The organism is Sphaerisporangium sp. NPDC051017, assembly GCF_040683095.1.
GTDB lineage: Bacteria > Actinomycetota > Actinomycetes > Streptosporangiales > Streptosporangiaceae > Sphaerisporangium.
Map to the genome: position 1 here is coordinate 1 of NZ_JBFBCI010000020.1, position 17,301 is coordinate 17,301.

General features: G+C 65.4%; 17 protein-coding genes and 1 riboswitch. Of the genes, 10 read left to right on the top strand and 7 right to left on the bottom strand.

Annotation, left to right across the window (positions count from 1 at the left end):
• The 3 genes from AB0M95_RS17985 to AB0M95_RS17995 form a co-directional block, all read left to right on the top strand.
• On the top strand, positions 1-3,684 hold a 3,684-nt coding region (locus tag AB0M95_RS17985), incomplete at its 5' end, for an RHS repeat-associated core domain-containing protein (protein ID WP_363765469.1).
• Positions 3,597-4,295, top strand: coding sequence for a polymorphic toxin-type HINT domain-containing protein (locus AB0M95_RS17990; RefSeq protein WP_363765728.1), 699 nt, complete (start codon positions 3,597-3,599; stop codon positions 4,293-4,295). The genes AB0M95_RS17985 and AB0M95_RS17990, both read left to right, overlap by 88 nt.
• Before the next feature lie 41 nt (positions 4,296-4,336).
• Positions 4,337-4,702, top strand: coding sequence for a hypothetical protein (locus AB0M95_RS17995; RefSeq protein ID WP_363765472.1), 366 nt, complete (start codon positions 4,337-4,339; stop codon positions 4,700-4,702).
• 65 nt (positions 4,703-4,767) lie between these two features.
• Here the strand turns inward: AB0M95_RS17995 and AB0M95_RS18000 are convergent, their stop codons facing one another.
• Positions 4,768-5,040, bottom strand: coding sequence for a transposase (locus AB0M95_RS18000; protein ID WP_363765475.1), 273 nt, complete (start codon positions 5,038-5,040; stop codon positions 4,768-4,770).
• A 233-nt stretch (positions 5,041-5,273) separates the two neighbouring features.
• Between AB0M95_RS18000 and AB0M95_RS18005 the strand changes: the two genes are divergently transcribed.
• The 3 genes from AB0M95_RS18005 to AB0M95_RS18015 all read left to right on the top strand — a co-directional run bounded on the left by AB0M95_RS18005 (position 5,274) and on the right by AB0M95_RS18015 (position 6,486).
• A complete protein-coding gene (locus AB0M95_RS18005; RefSeq protein WP_363765478.1) occupies positions 5,274-5,516 on the top strand; it encodes a hypothetical protein in 243 nt (80 codons plus the stop codon).
• A gap of 7 nt (positions 5,517-5,523) precedes the next feature.
• Positions 5,524-5,940 carry a hypothetical protein gene (locus AB0M95_RS18010; protein ID WP_363765480.1) on the top strand — a complete coding sequence of 139 codons (417 nt, stop codon included), beginning with the start codon at positions 5,524-5,526 and terminating at the stop codon, positions 5,938-5,940.
• Between the two features lie 111 nt (positions 5,941-6,051).
• Positions 6,052-6,486: a hypothetical protein gene (locus AB0M95_RS18015; RefSeq protein ID WP_363765483.1), complete on the top strand. Its 435-nt coding sequence runs from the start codon at positions 6,052-6,054 to the stop codon at positions 6,484-6,486.
• Between the two features lie 25 nt (positions 6,487-6,511).
• Here the strand turns inward: AB0M95_RS18015 and AB0M95_RS18020 are convergent, their stop codons facing one another.
• The 6 genes from AB0M95_RS18020 to AB0M95_RS18045 form a co-directional block, all read right to left on the bottom strand.
• Positions 6,512-7,261, bottom strand: a complete 750-nt coding sequence (locus tag AB0M95_RS18020) for a glucose 1-dehydrogenase (protein ID WP_363765486.1) — start codon at positions 7,259-7,261, stop codon at positions 6,512-6,514.
• A 99-nt stretch (positions 7,262-7,360) separates the two neighbouring features.
• On the bottom strand, positions 7,361-8,401 hold the full coding sequence (locus AB0M95_RS18025; RefSeq protein WP_363765489.1) for an oligopeptide/dipeptide ABC transporter ATP-binding protein: 1,041 nt from the start codon (positions 8,399-8,401) through the stop codon (positions 7,361-7,363).
• Positions 8,398-9,462 (bottom strand): ABC transporter ATP-binding protein, encoded by a 1,065-nt coding sequence (locus tag AB0M95_RS18030; protein ID WP_363765492.1) that lies wholly within the window; start codon positions 9,460-9,462, stop codon positions 8,398-8,400. The genes AB0M95_RS18025 and AB0M95_RS18030 overlap by 4 nt, the downstream gene beginning before the upstream one ends.
• A gap of 40 nt (positions 9,463-9,502) precedes the next feature.
• Positions 9,503-10,483 carry an ABC transporter permease gene (locus AB0M95_RS18035; protein ID WP_363765494.1) on the bottom strand — a complete coding sequence of 327 codons (981 nt, stop codon included), beginning with the start codon at positions 10,481-10,483 and terminating at the stop codon, positions 9,503-9,505.
• Positions 10,484-10,567: 84 nt separating this feature from the next.
• Complete coding sequence (locus AB0M95_RS18040; protein ID WP_363765497.1) at positions 10,568-12,361, bottom strand: ABC transporter substrate-binding protein; 1,794 nt, start codon at positions 12,359-12,361, stop codon at positions 10,568-10,570.
• A 67-nt stretch (positions 12,362-12,428) separates the two neighbouring features.
• Positions 12,429-13,457, bottom strand: a complete 1,029-nt coding sequence (locus AB0M95_RS18045; protein ID WP_363765500.1) for an ABC transporter permease — start codon at positions 13,455-13,457, stop codon at positions 12,429-12,431.
• 413 nt (positions 13,458-13,870) lie between these two features.
• Positions 13,871-14,001, top strand: a riboswitch (FMN riboswitch).
• Positions 14,002-14,319: 318 nt separating this feature from the next.
• Between AB0M95_RS18045 and AB0M95_RS18050 the strand changes: the two genes are divergently transcribed.
• The 4 genes from AB0M95_RS18050 (at position 14,320) to ribH (ending at position 17,295) form a co-directional block, all read left to right on the top strand.
• Entirely contained in the window at positions 14,320-14,925 is a 606-nt protein-coding gene (locus AB0M95_RS18050) for a riboflavin synthase (RefSeq protein ID WP_363765503.1), read from the top strand.
• Positions 14,922-15,548 carry a nicotinamide mononucleotide transporter family protein gene (locus AB0M95_RS18055; protein WP_363765506.1) on the top strand — a complete coding sequence of 209 codons (627 nt, stop codon included), beginning with the start codon at positions 14,922-14,924 and terminating at the stop codon, positions 15,546-15,548. The genes AB0M95_RS18050 and AB0M95_RS18055 overlap by 4 nt, the downstream gene beginning before the upstream one ends.
• 62 nt (positions 15,549-15,610) lie before the next feature.
• Entirely contained in the window at positions 15,611-16,828 is a 1,218-nt protein-coding gene (locus tag AB0M95_RS18060) for a bifunctional 3,4-dihydroxy-2-butanone-4-phosphate synthase/GTP cyclohydrolase II (protein ID WP_363765731.1), read from the top strand.
• Positions 16,825-17,295, top strand: a complete 471-nt coding sequence (gene ribH / locus AB0M95_RS18065; protein WP_358513640.1) for a 6,7-dimethyl-8-ribityllumazine synthase — start codon at positions 16,825-16,827, stop codon at positions 17,293-17,295. The genes AB0M95_RS18060 and ribH overlap by 4 nt, the downstream gene beginning before the upstream one ends.
• Positions 17,296-17,301: the final 6 nt, after the last annotated feature.

Sequence of the window (17,301 nt, forward strand, 5' to 3'; positions counted from 1 at the left end):
CACTGGGAAGCCCAGGACGCAACCTCCTATGGCTGGGAGCCCGGCAAGCTCTCCGTCTGGAAGGACCTCGGCGACTGTACCGACGGCCCCACCCCGACTCCCACGGTCACCCCGACACCGACCACACCCCCCACCACACCTCCGGACGGTCCCACCCTGGGCGGGTACGTCGAGATCGGCTCGACCCGGTACGAGTACACCACCGTCTCCGTCGGAAACGGCCCCGGCATCTACGACCCGCTCCAGATCAACACCACCCGCGAGGTCACCCGCGAAGCCGTCACCACCGGCTTCCGCTACACCGACCAGCGCACCAGCTACGACACCTACGGCCTGCCTACCAAGGTCAACGACTACGGCGAAACCGGCGACGCCACCGACAACACATGCACCACTACCACCTACGCTCGCAACACCACCAAATGGCTCCTCAACTACCCGGCCAGCGTTGAGCGGCGAGCAGGCGACGCCTGTACCAGCGGAACAGTCCTGGGTCGCACTATCACCCTTTATGACGGCGCCACTAGTCCTACTAGCAACACTCCGACGGTCGGCAACGCCACCCAGAGCCGCGTCTACAGCAGCGACTCTGAATATGCGACCACAGGCACGGGCTTCGACAGCTATGGGCGGATCACCTTGACTGTCGACGCAGCGAATAAGATCACGAGGATCGACTACACACCGTTGACAGGATGGCCCGTCAACGGTGTGGTGACGACCAATCCGCTCCGCCATACGACAACTACCTGGTTGTCACCACTCCATGGTCAGCCGATCCAGACACGTGACGCCAACGGCAACGACACCTTGGTCGACTATGATTCCCTCGGCCGTACCAGTGCACTTTGGACTCCGCTGCAGCCCAAGAGTGGTGGTATCGCCGCGGCGACCATCGCCTACAACGTGCCTTATGACGGCAATCTCGGTCAACCCACCGCACCGCTGAGGACAACGCTGAACAAGCTGCAGTCCATCTCGGGGGGCGTGGCTGATTGGATCGCCCAGTATGCGTACATCGACGGGTTCGGCCGAGGTCGGGAGCAACAGGCAAGCTCTCCAGTTGGCGGGCGAATCGTCACCGCTACCGCCTACGACGCGCGGGGGCTACCCGCAGTCATCTCTCAGCCTGTGCATAACGCAAGTGGCGCGGGTAGCGGACTACTGAATCCTCGGTTCACTGATCTGCCGCAATGGTCCAAGACCATCTACGACGGCGCAGAACGGGCGACCGCGCAGATCGACTATAGCGGCGCGACGGAACTGCGCCGGACCAGAACTGCACACTTCGGTGACCGGTATGACGTTCAACCGCCTGTAGGCGGGAAAAGCGTCTACTGGACCGATAGCGATGATAAAGTTGTAAAGATTGAAGAGTGGTCTGACGCCACCACTCACAAGGACACTTTCTACATCTACGATGTTGGCGGCCATCTTGCCAAGCTGGTGGATGTAAACGGCAACATCCGTAGTTTCGCTTACGACCTTCTCGGCCGGCGGATCACCTCACACGATGCCGATGCCGGGAACGGCGAGGAGCACTACGATTCGGCCGGACGGCTTATCTGGACCCGGGACGGCAACGGCCAAAAGCTCTCTTACAGCTATGACGATCTGGGCCGTAAGACCGCGCTATGGGCTGGAGACGTTGATACTGGAACCAAGCTGACATCTTGGACCTATGACACCCTAGCCAAAGGCAAGCTGACCTCCTCAACCAGATACGTCGGCGGAAACGCCTATATCGACCAGGTAACTGGCTACGACGCCATGGGACGCCCAACGGGTTCTACCCTCAAGATTCCCTCCTCCGAGGACCTTCTGGCGGGCGATTACACCTTCACCACCAGATACAACGTCGCCGGAGATCAAGCTGAAATCGGCATGCCGGCTGCTGGCGGGCTTCCCGCCGAGAATCTGACATTCATCTATAGTGACCTTGGACTGTCTAAGGCGCTGACCTCTGACTACGGCGGCGGTTTCACGTACGTCAAGGACAGTCGGTACACGCCCACCGCTCAACTGGCCGAGCGGTCTTACGGGGCTGCTGGCGGCGTCAAACGCGTGCTGACTTGGGATGCCTCCACGGGGAGATTGTCACGGATCGTCACCACTAGCAAGTCCGATACCAGTACCCCTCAGATCGCACAAGACGACCAGTACTTCTACGACGTTGCTGGTCAGATCACTAGGGTCCTGGATGCCGCGTCCGCCGTCTCGGGTGGCACGCCGGGCCAGTCGGAATGCTATTCCTATGATGGGTTGCACAGGCTCTCAGCTGCTTGGACCACTACCTTGTCCTCCTGCGCGGTAGGCATCGCAGGGGCTGATGGTCTGGGTATCGACCCCTACAGGCAGCAGTACGAATACGATCCAGCAGGCAACCTGACCGTCCTAAGCGATAATGGCCAAAGCTCCTTCTACCATTATCCGGAGCCAGGCGCCTCAGCCATCCGTCCTAATGCTGTGACCTCAATCGACCGACCCGGCGGCGACACTGATAGCTATGCTTACGATAATGCTGGTCAGCTAACTGAACGCACAATGGCAGGCAAGCCAGCCTCTTTCGACTGGAATGAACTTGGCCAGCTAACCAAGGCTACTGTTGACGGCCAGGACACCAGAATGGTGTACGACGCCGAGGGGAATCGCCTTATCCGCCGTGATCCTAGCGGCAAGGTCACCCTCTACCTCGGTTCAATGGACGTCGAACTGGAGGCGGGAAAGCTCACCGGTAAGCGGTATTACGCTGCCCCTGATGGTTCCACTGTAGCCGTACGCGTCGGTGACGCGAGCCTGAATTGGCTGGCATCAGGTTTCCATGGCAGCCAGCAGTTGGCCATCGATGACACAACTGGACAAGTCGGCAGGGAACGCTACCTCCCCTACGGTAAACGCCGTGGCATCGATGATTTGCCATTCACGGACAGGGGGTTCCTCGGCAAAGTTGAAGACGAATCGACCGGCTTAGATTACCTCTCTGCGCGCTACTATGATCCCACCATTGGCAAATTCGTCTCCATCGATCCGCTGCTAGACTTGACCAAGCCGCAGAAGGCCAATCCGTATGGCTACGCCGCCGGAAATCCGATCGGCTTTTCAGACCCGACCGGTCTTCGTCCTGAGCCCGCCTACGGCGACCCAGGCGCATGTACCAAACCCAACAGTCTGGCATGTGCCCAGTATAAAGAGGCAGTTGCCCTAAGCCATCTTGATGACTGGCAGAAACAACTCCTCGATGCGCTCATGGCACTTGGGAGAATTGCCGCCGACGAGCTGGGCATCACTGCGGGCCTTAACTGCTTAACCAAGGGAGATCTTGGTGCGTGCGGTGAAACTGCCCTCAACATCCTTGGCTCTCTCGCCGGCGGACTAGTCGCGAAACTTGGCGCAAAGTACGCGTTGCCCTGGAAGTGGAAGAAGGGAGTCAAGCTCGCCAAGGACATCTGGAAGCACGCTGACGAGGCGATAAAAGCTCTCAAGGGATGGATGAATGCGAAGGGTGAGCTGAAAGCAGCACAGCAGTTTTTGGGTCGGGTTGCAAAGGCGGCATGCAGCAGCTTTATTCCCGGCACGAAAGTTGTCATGGCCGATGGATCGGGAAAGGCGATCGAAGATGTCGAGGTGGGCGACAAGGTCCTAGTGCGGATCCGCAGTCTGGTGAGGCGACCCCAAAGCCAGTAGTCGCTCTAATCGGCAGCAAGGGCACCAAGGATCTTGTCGAGGTGACAGTCGACACGGACGGCCGTATTGGCAGCGCGACCGGTGTGATCACTTCAACCGACAGTCACCCCTTCTGGGTGAGTGACCAGGGGCACTGGGTGAACGCTTCGGCCTTGCGGCCTGGCATGTATCTTCGCACCTCGAGTGGCCGAACGATCGAAGTGATCAGCGTCCGACACTACCGACGAACCGGTCAGGAGGTCCATAATCTAACTGTCGGCAACTTCCACACCTACCATGTAGCGGTACGTGGGATCGACGTTCTCGTACATAATGCAATTCCTTGTGCGGATGCGCTGCAGAAGACATTTGAAGCCGCGAATACAGAAGAAAAGCTTGAACATGTAATAGATCCGGCCAAGCATGGCTTCGAGGACCTGGCCGAAAAATACGGTCGCTCGGGCTTGATGCGCAAGATCGTTGATAGTCTTGCAGACATAGACGATTTGCCGGATTCTGGCGTGTTTGAGGTTACCAGGATTGTAGCCGGGGTTAGGGTAACTATTCGAGGTGCAATGGTCAGAGGGGTGCCGAGAATTGGTACTGCTTTCCGTCCGGGCATGCACAGATAATTCAAATAACTGATCTCTTTACTTAGGGGGTAGTGGCTGCCGTGGAACGGCGACTGACGGAACTAGAGCACGATGTCTTGGGGTACCTGCTGTCGGTCGAGTTTCCGGGGGTGCGCGAACTGCGGCATCAACTGCAGGGCGCATGTGTGACGGGGACGTGGTCTTCGAGCGGTAGATCGCCCAGTATCTACATCAAGGTAGGCGATAATCTGCCGGTGGCGCCGATTCTGGGAGAAATCGCTCCAGTGCGTGCGATCGTCAGGTCAGAGGATGGGGAGCCGGTCGGGGAGCTCATTTTGTGGCTGACAGATGGAAAGCTGTCGGCGCTTGAATATGCGTGGGTGACTGACCGTATGCCTTCGCAATTGCCTCATGTCAAGGCGATTGAGTTGTCTGTGGCGGATTGAAATTCTAGCCCGACTTGCTGCCTGCAGGGTAACTGGTTAGGCCACCAAGATCGCTAAGTGTGAGATTACGTGGCGGCAGGCAGCGCCGAATTGCCGGCGGAGGCACGAAAACTCTCGAGGAATGTGAGCCCTGGGATGGCGGGCAGCCAGGGGCGACCCTCGGCGAGTTCAACGAGGGCGTGGAAGAAGCCGACGCCGTGTTTGCGGACAGTGGCGAGATAGCGGCGGACCGCGCAGAACTGCTCGGGGCCGGCCAGCGTGCGCAGGCAGCCGGAGACCTTCTGCCTCAGCTTGATCGTCCTGATCTCGCGCTCGGCCGCGTTGTTGTCGAAGGGCACCGTTCATCTCGGGTGAACCGCACGTAGTCCTCTTGACGGGCCGGCATCCAGGTCGCCAGCGCGTTGTGCTTCTTCACCAGCTTGCCCGATCGCGCGGCCGTGTCGTTCTTGCCATCAGCGCGGCAGAACGCCAGCCTTGGCCGAGCTGAACACCCAAGCCAAGAAGATCGAGACAGCACGGGAACGCGGGGTGCCCGAAGCCCTGGACGATCACGGCGGCGAAGTCCACCAAGGTGAGGCGCGGAGGGCCCTTCGGCGAGAACTACTATCAGCAGGCCCCCAACGCCAAGGGCGAGGTCCTCTGGTGGAGTACGGACGTCAAGGGAGACGGCGGTTCCGTATGGAAGGTCTACAGGCAGACGTCCAAGGGGCTGGAGTGGGTCGCGGACGCGGACAAATGGGGGAACTTCTTCGCTCGTAAGTGGAAATCCGAGAAGGGGAAGTTCATTCCATGGAAGGATCTCAAGGGATCGTGAGTGGTCGATGATAACCTCGGCGCAGGAATTTCTTTCTCTACGGTTCAGCGATGATCCGGCGGAATATAATCGCGCGGCCCGAGAGTCCGCCCCCTTGGAGGTCTGGCTGGAGTTGATCAATGATCACCCGGAGGCGCGGTTCTGGGTAGCGCACAACAAGACGGTGCCCATCGAGGTTCTGCGGCTTCTGGCATCTGATGCCGACTGGCGTGTCCGCTCCATGGTCGCTTCAAAGAACAAGGCGCCGGCGGATGTTCTGGAGCGCCTTTCGACGGATGAGCATGACGCGATCCGGCAAACCGTCGCCGGACATCCGAACACGCCGACGGAGACGGTGCTGTCCATGTGTGATGACCATTGGGATGAAATCCGTGCGACGGCCCGGCGAAACTTGTCCCGCCGAGGATGCATGGGGTCCAGCTGATCACTCCGGACACCATGGGAAAGCTGATCGCGTTACTCAAGGCCAGCGTTTCCAGGATGAGTGTTCTGATCCTCTGGGGCACCATGATCCCGGTGATATAGGGTCACGGGCATGGTCTGGAAGTGGAGTAAGCGTCCCCCGACACTGATGGACATCGCCAGGAACTGGAAGCCGGATCCCGCCTACGACTTCTCACGGGGTGTCCGGGACATCCTGTGGCAGGAGGTCCCGGAGGCTCGCGCGGCCATCAACGCACTCGAAGGGGTCGAGCCCGGTGGGTCGCCTGTTCCTGTGCCGCAGGACAACCCTTACATGTACTTTCTCGAAATTTGGGAGGCTCTTTTCATTCCCGCCCTGGAGGCAGGAGACCTGCCGATCCTGCGGAAACTGATGCAGGCGTTCGAGCGGATTCTCGCGATGGGCTCCGAGATCGTGGACGAGAGTTTCGAGATGATGTTCTTGAAGGAGTTGAGGAGGCGGGCCGATACTTTCGGCCATTGCTATGGGCCCCTGGTCAGGCAGAAAGTGCTGGTCGAGAGCCCCTGACGGTTCCACGGTACCGAGGCGGGGATCAGGCTAGGCCGCCGGTGGCGTGGAGGTTTTGGCCGGTTAGCCAGCGGGCGTCGGGGCCGGCCAGGAAGGCGACCACATCCGCCACGTCGGACGGGTGGCCGAGGCGGCGTAGGGGGGTGATGGCCGCGACGGTCGTCAGGGCTTCCTCGGGGTTGGTGCTGCGGAGGAGGTCGGTGTCGGTGGCGCCGGGGGAGACGGTGTTCACGGTGATGCCGCGCGGGCCCAGTTCCACTGCGGCGACGGCCGTCAGCTGTTCCAGGGCGCCCTTGCTGGCGGCGTACGGGGCGATGCCGGGGGCCGGGCGGATGGTGTTCAGCGTCGAGATGTTGATGATCCGCCCGCCGTCGGGCATGTGTCGGGCGGCGTAACGGGTGGTGAGGAAGACGGACCTGGCGTTGACCGTCATGGCGCGGTCGTAGAGGTCCTCGTCCAGGTCGGCGATCGGGGTCGGGGTGAAGCTCATCGCGGCGTTGTTCACGATGATGTCCACCGGCCCGAGGCGTTCCTCGGCGAGTTCCATCAGGCGCTCGGCGGCACCCGGGTCGGCGAGGTCGATCCGGACGGCGTGCGCGCCGCCGCCCGCGGACTTCACGGCCTTCTCCACCTCGGCCGCCGCCTGCGCGTTGCTCGCGTAGCTGAACACGACCTCGGCGCCGTCGCGGGCGAGCCGCTCGACGATCGCCCTGCCGATGCCCCGGGACCCTCCGGTGACCACGGCCTTCTTTCCCTGGAGCTGGGGTGCTGTCATTGCGGCCTCCCCGCCGTCGATCGGGCTGGACCTTCTAGGGCGAACCTATGCCGTCACGATCATCCGCGCGCGGTGGGTCAGGTCAGGGCGGCCGGGGACTCAGGCCAGGGCGGGGTCGAGGACGATGTCCTTGCCGTGGGGGGTGGGGGCCTCGGGGAAGTGGCAGGCGGTGAGGTGGCCCTCGTGGTTGCCCTCCAGGCGGACGAGCGGGGGCTCCTCGGTGGCGCACTTGTCCTGGGCCTTCCAGCAGCGGGTGCGGAAGCGGCAGCCGGACGGGGGGTCGATGGGGGAGGGGACGTCGCCGGTGAGGCGGATGCGCCCGGCCGGTTCGGGGCCGTCCGCGGGAAACTCGACCTCGGGGACGGCGGACAGCAGGGCGTGGGTGTACGGGTGGCGCGGGCGTTCGTAGATCGACGCCCGGTCGCCCACCTCGACGATCTTGCCGAGGTACATCACGGCGACGCGCTGCGAGAAGTGCCGCACCACCGCGAGGTCGTGCGCGATGAACAGGAACGCGATGCCGAGGTCCCGCTGGAGCTGCTGCAGCAGGTTGATCACCTGCGCCTGGATCGAGACGTCCAGCGCGGACACCGGTTCGTCGGCGACGATGAGCTTGGGCTCCAGGGCGAGCGCGCGGGCGACGCCGATGCGCTGGCGCTGGCCGCCGGAGAACTCGTGCGGGAACCGGTTGTAGTGCTCGGGGTTGAGCCCGACGATCTCCAGCAGTTCGCGGACGCGCTTCTGCCGCCCGCCCGGCGGCTCGATGCCGTTGACCTCCATGGGGCCGCTGATGATCGCGCCGACGGTGTGCCGGGGGTTCAGCGACGAGTACGGGTCCTGGAAGATCATCTGGATCTCGGGCCGGATGGGCTTGAGCTCGCGGCGGCTCGCGTGCGCGATGTCCCTGCCCTTGTACAGGATGCTGCCGGCGGTCGGCTCCAGCAGCCGTGCCACCAGCCGCCCGGTGGTGGACTTGCCGCAGCCGGACTCGCCCACGAGGCCGAGCGTCTCGCCCGCGCCGACGGTCAGGTCGATGCCGTCCACCGCGTGCACGCGCCCGATCTGGCGCTTGAAGACCAGCCCGCCGAGGACGGGGAAGTGCTTGGTCAGGCCGGACAGCTCCAGCAGGGTCTCGGTCACAGTCGTTCCTTGATCTTGCCGTCGAAGGTTTCCCGCTTCTGGGCGAGCGTCAGGTAGCAGGCGTCGCGGTGGCCCTCGGCGGGGGACAGCTCGGGCCGCTCGGTGGCGCAGGCGTCGCCTCCCACCAGCCGGCGGTGGTCGCACCGGGGGTGGAAGGGGCAGCCGGGCGGCGGGTTGAGCAGGCTAGGCGGGGTGCCGCGCACGGGCAGGAGCGGGAGGTCCACGTTGGAGGTGAGCTTCGGCATCGAGCCGAGCAGTCCCCAGGTGTAGGGGTGGCGGGGCTCGCGCAGCACCTCGTGCGTGGTGCCCTGCTCGACGGCCCGGCCGGCGTACATCACCAGCACGTTGTGCGCGGTGGTGGCCACGACGCCGAGGTCGTGGGTGATGAGGATGATCGACGTGCCGAACTGCTGCTGCAGGTCCTTCAGCAGGTCGAGGATCTGCGCCTGGACGGTGACGTCCAGCGCCGTCGTCGGCTCGTCGGCGATGAGCAGGTCAGGGTCGCAGACCAGCGCCATGGCGATCATGACGCGCTGGCGCATGCCGCCGGAGAACTGGTGCGGGTAGTCGTCCACCCGTGTCCTGGCGTGGGGGATGCCCACGCGCTCCAGCATCTCGACGGCCCGCGCCCGCGCCTCGGCCCGGCTCGCGCCCTTGTGCTTGCGGTAGACCTCGGAGATCTGCCGTCCGACGGTGTGGTACGGCGACAGCGAGGTCAGCGGGTCCTGGAAGATCATCGCGATGCGGTTGCCGCGCAGCCTCTCCATCGTGGAGCGGCCGGCGCGCAGCAGGTCCTGGTCCTCCAGCCAGATCTCCCCGCCCAGCTTGGTGTACGCCGGGTCGTGCAGGCCGAGGATCGCCAGGTTCGACACCGACTTGCCCGACCCGGACTCGCCGACGATGCCGAGCGTCGTGCCCTTCTGGAGGTCGAACGACAGCGAGTCCACCGCGTGGACGACGCCGTCCTCGGTGGAGAACTCGACCGACAGGTCGCGGACCGACAGGAACGTCCCGGGACCACGCGGTGTCGCCGGCTCGCGGTCCCAGGTCACGGTGGTCACTCGCTGCTCCTTCGGGTCGTACGGTGTGCGCGCATGCCGGTCAGCCGAGCCTGACGCGGGGGTCGATGACGGCGTAGAGGAGGTCCACGACGATGTTGAGGATGACGATCGCGAAGGCCCCCACGAGGGTGACGCCGAGCAGCATCGGCAGGTCGGTGTTCTGCACGGCGCGCACGGCGAGTTCGCCGATGCCGTGCAGAGTGAACGTCTGCTCGGTGATGATCGTCCCGCCGAGGAGGGTGGCGAGGTCGACGCCGAAGATGGTCACGATGGGGATCATGGCTCCGCGCCAGGCGAACCGCAGGAAGACGGTGCGGCCCGACATGCCCTTGGCCCGGGCGGTGCGCACGTAGTCCTCGGCGAGCTGCTCGACCATCACCGACCGCGTCATGCGCGTGTAGTTGGCGGTGAAGATGATCGACAGCACGACCCATGGGATCAGCAGGTGGACGAACCACCCGGCCGGATTCTCGGTGAAGGGGATGTAGGACGGGCGGGGGAGCAACCCCATGCTGTCCACGACGAAGAACACCACCAGCGGCCCGACGAAGTAGATCTGCAGGGACGCGCCGATCACCGACGACGTGCTCGCGATCTTGTCGAGCGGCTTGCCCTGCTGCCAGGCGGCGATCATGCCGGTGATGATGCCGAACGAGAGGATCACCACCGCCGCGCCGATGGTCACCGAGACGGTCACCGGGAAGCGGTCGAGGATCGCGGCGAAGACGGGCTCCTGCGTGGCGAAGGAGTAGCCGAGGCAGGGGGCGGCGCACGCGCCGAACTGGACGAGGTCGCGTCCGGTGAAGATGCCCGTCAGCCAGTGCCAGTACTGCACGAACAGCGGGTCGTCCATGCCGAGATTGTGCCGGATCAGTTCCAGGTTCGTGGGGGAGCAGATCTTCCCGCAGAACGCGCGCGCGGGGTCGCGGGGGATCGCGTAGAAGAGGAAGAACGTGACGGCACTGATGATCAGCATGATCACGGCGGCGCCGATGAGTCGGCGTACGATGAACCGGAACATGACCTCGTGCTTCTTTTCTTGCCGGCGGAATGTGAGGGCCCGCGCCGCCGCCCGGACGGGTCGCCCGGGCGGCGGCGGTGGAGGCTACTTGACGTAGACGTTGAGCGGGGACTGCTCACCCTGGATGGGGTCGAACTCCACCCCGCCCAGGCCCGAGCCGTACAGACCGAAGTAGGTCTGGTAGTACTCGGGGACGATGGCCGCCTGCTCCATGATCTTCTTGTCGACGGCCGCCCACGCCTTGCCCGCCTCGGCCGCGTCGGTGATCTTGTTCGCGGCGTCGATCGCGTCGTTGATCTCCGGGACATTGAGGTGGCTGTAGTTCGAGGCGTTGTCGGCGATCAGCCTGCCGTCGAAGAGCGGTTGGATCGCGGTCGAGCCGGTCGGCCAGTCGGCGGCCCAGCCGCCCCAGTAGATGTCGTACTTGTTGTCCACCGGGCCGATGGCGTCGTAGAAGGTCGCCGGGTTGAGCGGCTTGGCCACGACGTTGAAGCCCGCCTTGGTCAGCGCGTCCTTGATCGCGACGGTGATCTTCTCCTGCGTCGGCGTCTGGTTGTAGGCGTAGACGACCGTGGGGTTCGGCTGCCCGGCCTCCTTCAGCAGCGCCTTGGCGGCCTCGGGGTCGCCGTTCGGCTTGGCCAGCACGCCGTACAGGTCGAACGGCTCGTAGCCGAGAACGGTCGGGCTCATGACGGTGGTGGCGATCTTGCCGGTGTTGACCTCGCCGCCGGAGATGAGCTGGAGCTGCTTGGCCGGCCAGGCCTTGGTGATCGCCTGGCGGACCTTCACGTCCGTCAGCCGCTTGGTGTTGAGGTTGTAGAACGTGGTGAACGGCGTCAGGCCCTGGATGGACCGCTTCATCGCCTCGGCGTTGCCCAGGACCTCCTGCACGCGCTCGGCGGCGACGGCGTTGTGGAACGTCATCGCCGTCTTGTCCGCGCCGGAGTCGGCGAGGAAGCGCTCGGTGGAGTTCTGCGCCTGCACGCCGAACTCCATGTGCCACTTCTCGGGGTAGGCGTTGCGGATCGGGTCCGTCTTCGGGTCCCAGTTCGGGTTGCGCTCCAAGTCCAAGGACTTGTCGGTCACATGGCTGACGATCTGGTACGGCCCGGAGGAGAAGGGCTTCTTGTCGTACTTCTCCTTGGTGTCCTGCGCCTTCGGCACGGCTCCGTAGCCGGTCATGGCCAGGGTGAAGTTCAGGTCCGGGTGCGGGTCCTGCAGGTGGAAGACCACGGTCTTGTCGTCGGGCGTCTCGACCGCGTCCAGCGACTTGCCGTTGTACGGGCCCTCGTACGCCTTGCGGTAGTCACCCTTGACCAGCCACTGCTGCAGGTAGGTCGGCCCCTCGGTGATGAACGGCGCGTAGAGGCGCTCAACGCTGTACTTGATGTCGGCCGAGGTGATCGGGGTGCCGTCCTGCCACTTCAGGCCGTCCTTGAGCGTGAACGTCCACGTCTTGCCGCCGTCGGTGGTGGTGCCGGTGTCGGTGGCGAGGTCGCCGACCAGCTTGATGCCGTCGGCGCCCCTGCGGTAGCCGGTGAGCTGGCGGGTGAACAGCGAGGACGCGGTGGCGTTGTAGTTGAGGTACACGCGGGCCGGGTCGAGGTGGGAGAAGTCGTCACGGTCGATCATGTTCACCGTGCCGCCGGGCTTCGCGCCCGGGACGGGGGTCGCGGGGCCGGTCGAGTCGGCCGCGGTGCCCACGGTGATCGAGCTGACGGCCTTGTTCTCCAGCGGCTTGGTCGGCGTGGCCGCGCCGCCGCTGCTTCCCGTCGCGGCGGGCCCGCCGCCTCCGCCCTTGGCGCACCCGGCCAGTGCGAGGGCCCCGGCCGTGAGGATCGCCGCCGCCGCGGTGGCCCTCCTGCGTGAGACTGTCATATCGCCCTTCCTGATCATTACAAGCCGCCCCTGCGAGGCAGGTCGGCGGAGAGGAGAGTGGTGCGGCTCATCGCCGGGTCTTGGGGTCGAAGGCGTCCCTGAGGGAGTCTCCGAGCAGGTTGAACGCGACGACGAAGATCACCATGGAGACGCCGGGGAAGACGAGGTAGGTGATGTCCTGGTGGTAGACGTTGGAGCCCACCAGGAACATGCGGCCCCAGTCCGGGGTGGGCTCGGTCATGCCGACGCCGAGGAAGCCCAGGCCCGCCTCCGCGCCGACGTACAGCGGCAGCGCGAGGGTGGACTGGATGATGATGGGCGTCCAGAGGTTGGGCAGCAGCTCCTTGAAGATGATCCGTGCGGGGGAGGCGCCGGTGACCTTGGCGGCCTCGATGAACTCGCGTTCGCGCAGCGAGAGCACCTGGGAGCGCAGCAGCCGCGAGATCGTCGCCCATCCGAGGACGGTCAGCACCACGCAGATGGAGACGTAGCGCAGCCACACGGGCGTCTCCTCGTCGGGGGAGACGAACGCGGCCTCGACGACGGGCAGGAACACGATGAGGAACAGCTGCGAGGGGAAGGCCAGCAGCGTGTCGATGATCCGGCCGATGACGTAGTCGGTCTTGCCGCCGGCGTACCCCGACCAGATGCCCATGACCACGCCGATGAACGTCGTGACGATCGCGACGATGATCGCGATGGACAGCGACGTGCGGATGCCGTACACGAGCTGCATGAACACGTCGCGGCCGAGCCCGGGCTCCAGGCCGAACCAGAACTCCCCGCTCACGCCGCCGTTGGGGGCGATCGGGTAGCCGTACTCGTTGAGCAGTCCGGGGACGTTCTGCCCGTAGGTCGTGTACGCGTCCTTGCCGTACAGCCACGCGATCAACGGGGCCAGGAGCGCCACCAGGAAGAAGAACGCCACGATACAGGCGGATACGACGCCGGTGCGGTCCCGGCGGAATCGCCGCCACATGAGCTGGGCCGGCGAGCGGCCCACGAGGGCGGAGCCGCCCGTCTCTGCGGCCTGGGCCGAGGCATCGCCGACGGGGTCGGATCCGGGCTCGGTCGCGGCCTGTGAGGGGAGTGTCATTGTGCGGGTGCCACCAGAGATCGATCGCGGTAAATCGTGACTTGAGGGAACCTTGGCAATTTATTACCTGCCGGTCAATGTCCCGGACGCATCCTTTACACGATTTCGCCGTTCGTTGTGCAATGTCAATCAGGTTGTGTCCGCCAGCCCCTTGACCTGCGTCGATTGGCTAGGACACACTGCACATTACACGCAATTTCAAGTGTCACGATTTTGTGACACAAGCAAGACGTGGATATGACGATATCAGCGGATTATCCGCCGACATCCGTCAAATCGGTCCATCTGGTGAAGATCCGGTCATCCGGTGGGACCCCTCCGAGCTGTGGTGACCCCAGCAAGCAATCGCTTGGTTATCTAGGGGTGTCGAGGGTTACGCCCTCTTTGCGTGGTATGGCACACTGAGAGCAGAGCAGCGTGCTCCGGGGTCGGTGAAATTCCGAACCGGCGGTGACAGTCCGCGACCCGGCCGAGTCCATCGGCCGGTGGACCCGGTGGAATTCCGGGACCGACGGTTAAAGTCCGGATGGGAGGAAGCGCGCGCGTCCGGCGGCTCGGTGCCGCCGGGCATCTGTGTGGTGTGCTCGCGCGCCGCACCCGTTCACCCCGGGGCCCGCAGTGGCAGTCGTAGCCGCTGGCGAGGAAGGGGACGGGATGCGCCGACCGGACGTCACCACGCGCGTGGGCCCACGCGCCGTTCTCGGGCGCCGTTCCCTCTCTCCTCTCCTGATCCCCTCGCGTCCGCGCGCCCCTCGCGGCGGACGCGGCGGAAGACGCCACGCCCCTTCCGGGTTGCTTCCTCTCGCAGGATCTGATCGGCCCGAGCTCCGGCTGCTCCCGGCCGCACGCACAAGGAGCGTTGATGTTCACTGGAATCGTTGAGGAGCTCGGCGAGCTCACCGGCGTGGAGGCGCTGCCCGACGCGGCGCGCCTCACGATCCGGGGGAAGGTCGTCGCCGACGGTGCCCGGCATGGCGAGTCGATCGCCGTCAACGGCGTCTGCCTGACCGTCGTGGACGCCACAGAGGACGCCTTCACCGCCGACGTGATGAAGGAGACGCTCGACCGCAGCTCGCTCGGTGCCCTCACCCCGGGGACGCGCGTGAACCTGGAGCGTGCCGTCCGCGCGGACCAGCGGCTCGGCGGCCACATCGTCCAGGGCCACGTCGACGGCACCGGCACGATCATCGCGCGGGAGCCGGCCGAGCACTGGGAGGTCGTGCGCGTGTCCCTGCCGCCGGGGCTCGCCCGCTACGTGGTCGAGAAGGGGTCCATCGCGGTCGACGGCGTCAGCCTGACCGTCGTGGACGTCCGGGACGGCGAGTTCTCGGTCAGCCTGATCCCGACCACGCTGGAGCTCACCACCCTCGGTTTCAAGCGGCCCGGCGACCCGGTCAACCTCGAGGTCGACGTGATCGCCAAGTACGTCGAGAAGCTCGTCGGCGCGCACGCCGAGGGGCGGGCATGAGCGGCTGGACCCAGGCGGGTTTCGAGGTGTTCGGCCAGCACGTCCTGTGGATCGACCTGGTCGGCAACATCGGCGCGCTCGCGACCGTGTGGCTGGCGATCAGGCGCACCATCTGGACCTGGCCGGTGCAGTTCGCGTCATCCATCCTGCTGCTGGCCGCGTCCCTGCAGGCCCACATCACCGGCAACGCGCTGAAGCAGGCGATGTTCGCCGCGCTCGCCGTCTACGGCTGGGTCAAATGGGTGCGCGGAACCCGGGGCGGAGAGGCGCTGGCCGTACGGCCCGGAACCCTGCGCGAGCGCCTCACGCTGATCGCCGTCATGGTCGCGGCCACCGGCCTGGTCGCCTGGTTCTTCATGGCCACCGGCTGGTCCTGGGCGCCCTGGCCGGACGCCTACATCTTCGTCGGCAGCGCCATCGCGACCTACGCCCAGGGCAGGGCGCTGATCGACTTCTGGTGGATCTGGGTGGCCGTCGACCTGGTCGGCGTGCCCCTGGCCTACTGGTCCGGGCTGTACGTGTCCGCCGTGGTGTACGGCGTCTTCTTCGTCATGGTCCTGCTCGGGGTCCGCGAGTGGCGGCGGCAGTACGCCGGCCGCAGCCTGGAGGTGGCCACGGCATGAACCGCAACATCATTACCCACAACACCATGAACCACGGCACGAACGGCAGCGAGAACCACGGCATGGACGACATCAAGCTCGACCCGATCGAGCGCGCGATCGACGACATCCGCGACGGCAGACCGGTCATCGTGGTGGACGACGAGAACCGCGAGAACGAGGGCGACATCATCTTCGCCGCCTCCAAGGCGACCCCGGAGCTGCTGGCCTTCACCATCCGCTACACCAGCGGCGTGATCTGCGTCCCCATGCTGGGCGAGGACCTGGACCGCCTGGGCCTGCCCCTGATGGTCCAGAACAACCGCGAGCGCCTGCGCACGGCGTACACGATCAGCGTGGACGCCCGCGACGGCGTGACCACCGGCATCTCGGCCGCCGACCGGGCCAAGACCATCCGCACGCTCGCCGACTCGGCCACCGAGTCGTTCGAGCTGGTGCGGCCCGGCCACATCTTCCCCCTGCGCTACCACGCGGGCGGGGTGCTCGCCCGCCGGGGCCACACCGAGGCGTCGATCGACCTGGCCCGGCTGGCCGGGCTCACCCCGGCGGGCGTGCTCGCCGAGGTCGTCAACGACGACGGCACGATGTCACGCCTGCCCGAGCTGCGCCGGTTCGCCGACGAGCACGGCTTGGCGCTGGTCTCCATCGAGCAGCTCGTGGAGCACCGGCGGCGCACCGAGAAGGTCGTCTCCCGGGTGGCCGCCACCGACATCCCTAACAAGTACGGCATCTGGCGTGCGTACGGCTACGCCAGCGGCATCGACGGCGGCGAGCACATCGCCCTGGTCTACGGCGACCTCGGCGACGGCGAGAACGTGCTGGTCCGCGCGCACTCCGAGTGCCTGACCGGGGACGTGCTCGGCTCGCTGCGCTGCGACTGCGGCGTGCAGCTCGACCACGCCATGCGCGCGGTCGCCGCCGAGGGCAGGGGCGTGATCGTCTACCTGCGCGGGCACGAGGGACGCGGCATCGGCCTGCTGGCCAAGCTCAAGGCGTACAGCCTGCAGGACAACGGCAGCGATACCGTGGACGCCAACCTGGAGCTGGGGCTCCCGGTGGACGCGCGGGAGTTCTCCAACGCGGGCCAGATGCTCGCCGACCTCGGGGTCAAGTCGGCGCGGGTGCTGACGAACAACCCGGCCAAGGTGCGTGGCCTGGACGGATACGGCATCAAGGTCGTCGGGCGCGAGCCCATGCCGGTGTCCGCCAACGAGTACAACATCAAATACCTCACGGCCAAACGCGACAGGCTCGGCCACCACATCGAAGGAGTCCGATGAGCGGCGAAGGAAGGCCCGCGGCCGAGGCCGTGCGCGCCGAGGGCCTCACGGTCGGCATCGTCGCCGCCCGCTGGCACGAGCGGATCACCGACCAGCTCGTGGCCCGTGCCGAGCGGGCGGCGGACGACTGCGGGGCGTCCCGGGTCACCGTCCGGGTGGCGGGCTCCCTGGAGGTGCCGGTCGTGGCCCAGGCCATGGCCCGGCGGCACGACGCCGTGGTGGCGCTCGGCGTGGTCGTCCGGGGCGAGACGGCGCACTTCCAGTACGTGTGCGATTCGGTCACATCCGGACTGACCAGGGTGTCGCTGGACGAGTCGACTCCGGTGGGCAACGGGGTCCTGACATGTGACAACCTTGATCAAGCCATCGACCGGGCCGGTCTGCCCGGCAGTCACGAGGACAAGGGGTACGAGGCCACGGTCGCGGCGCTCGAGACCGCGCTGGTCCTGCGCGACCTGAAAGGATGAGACCTT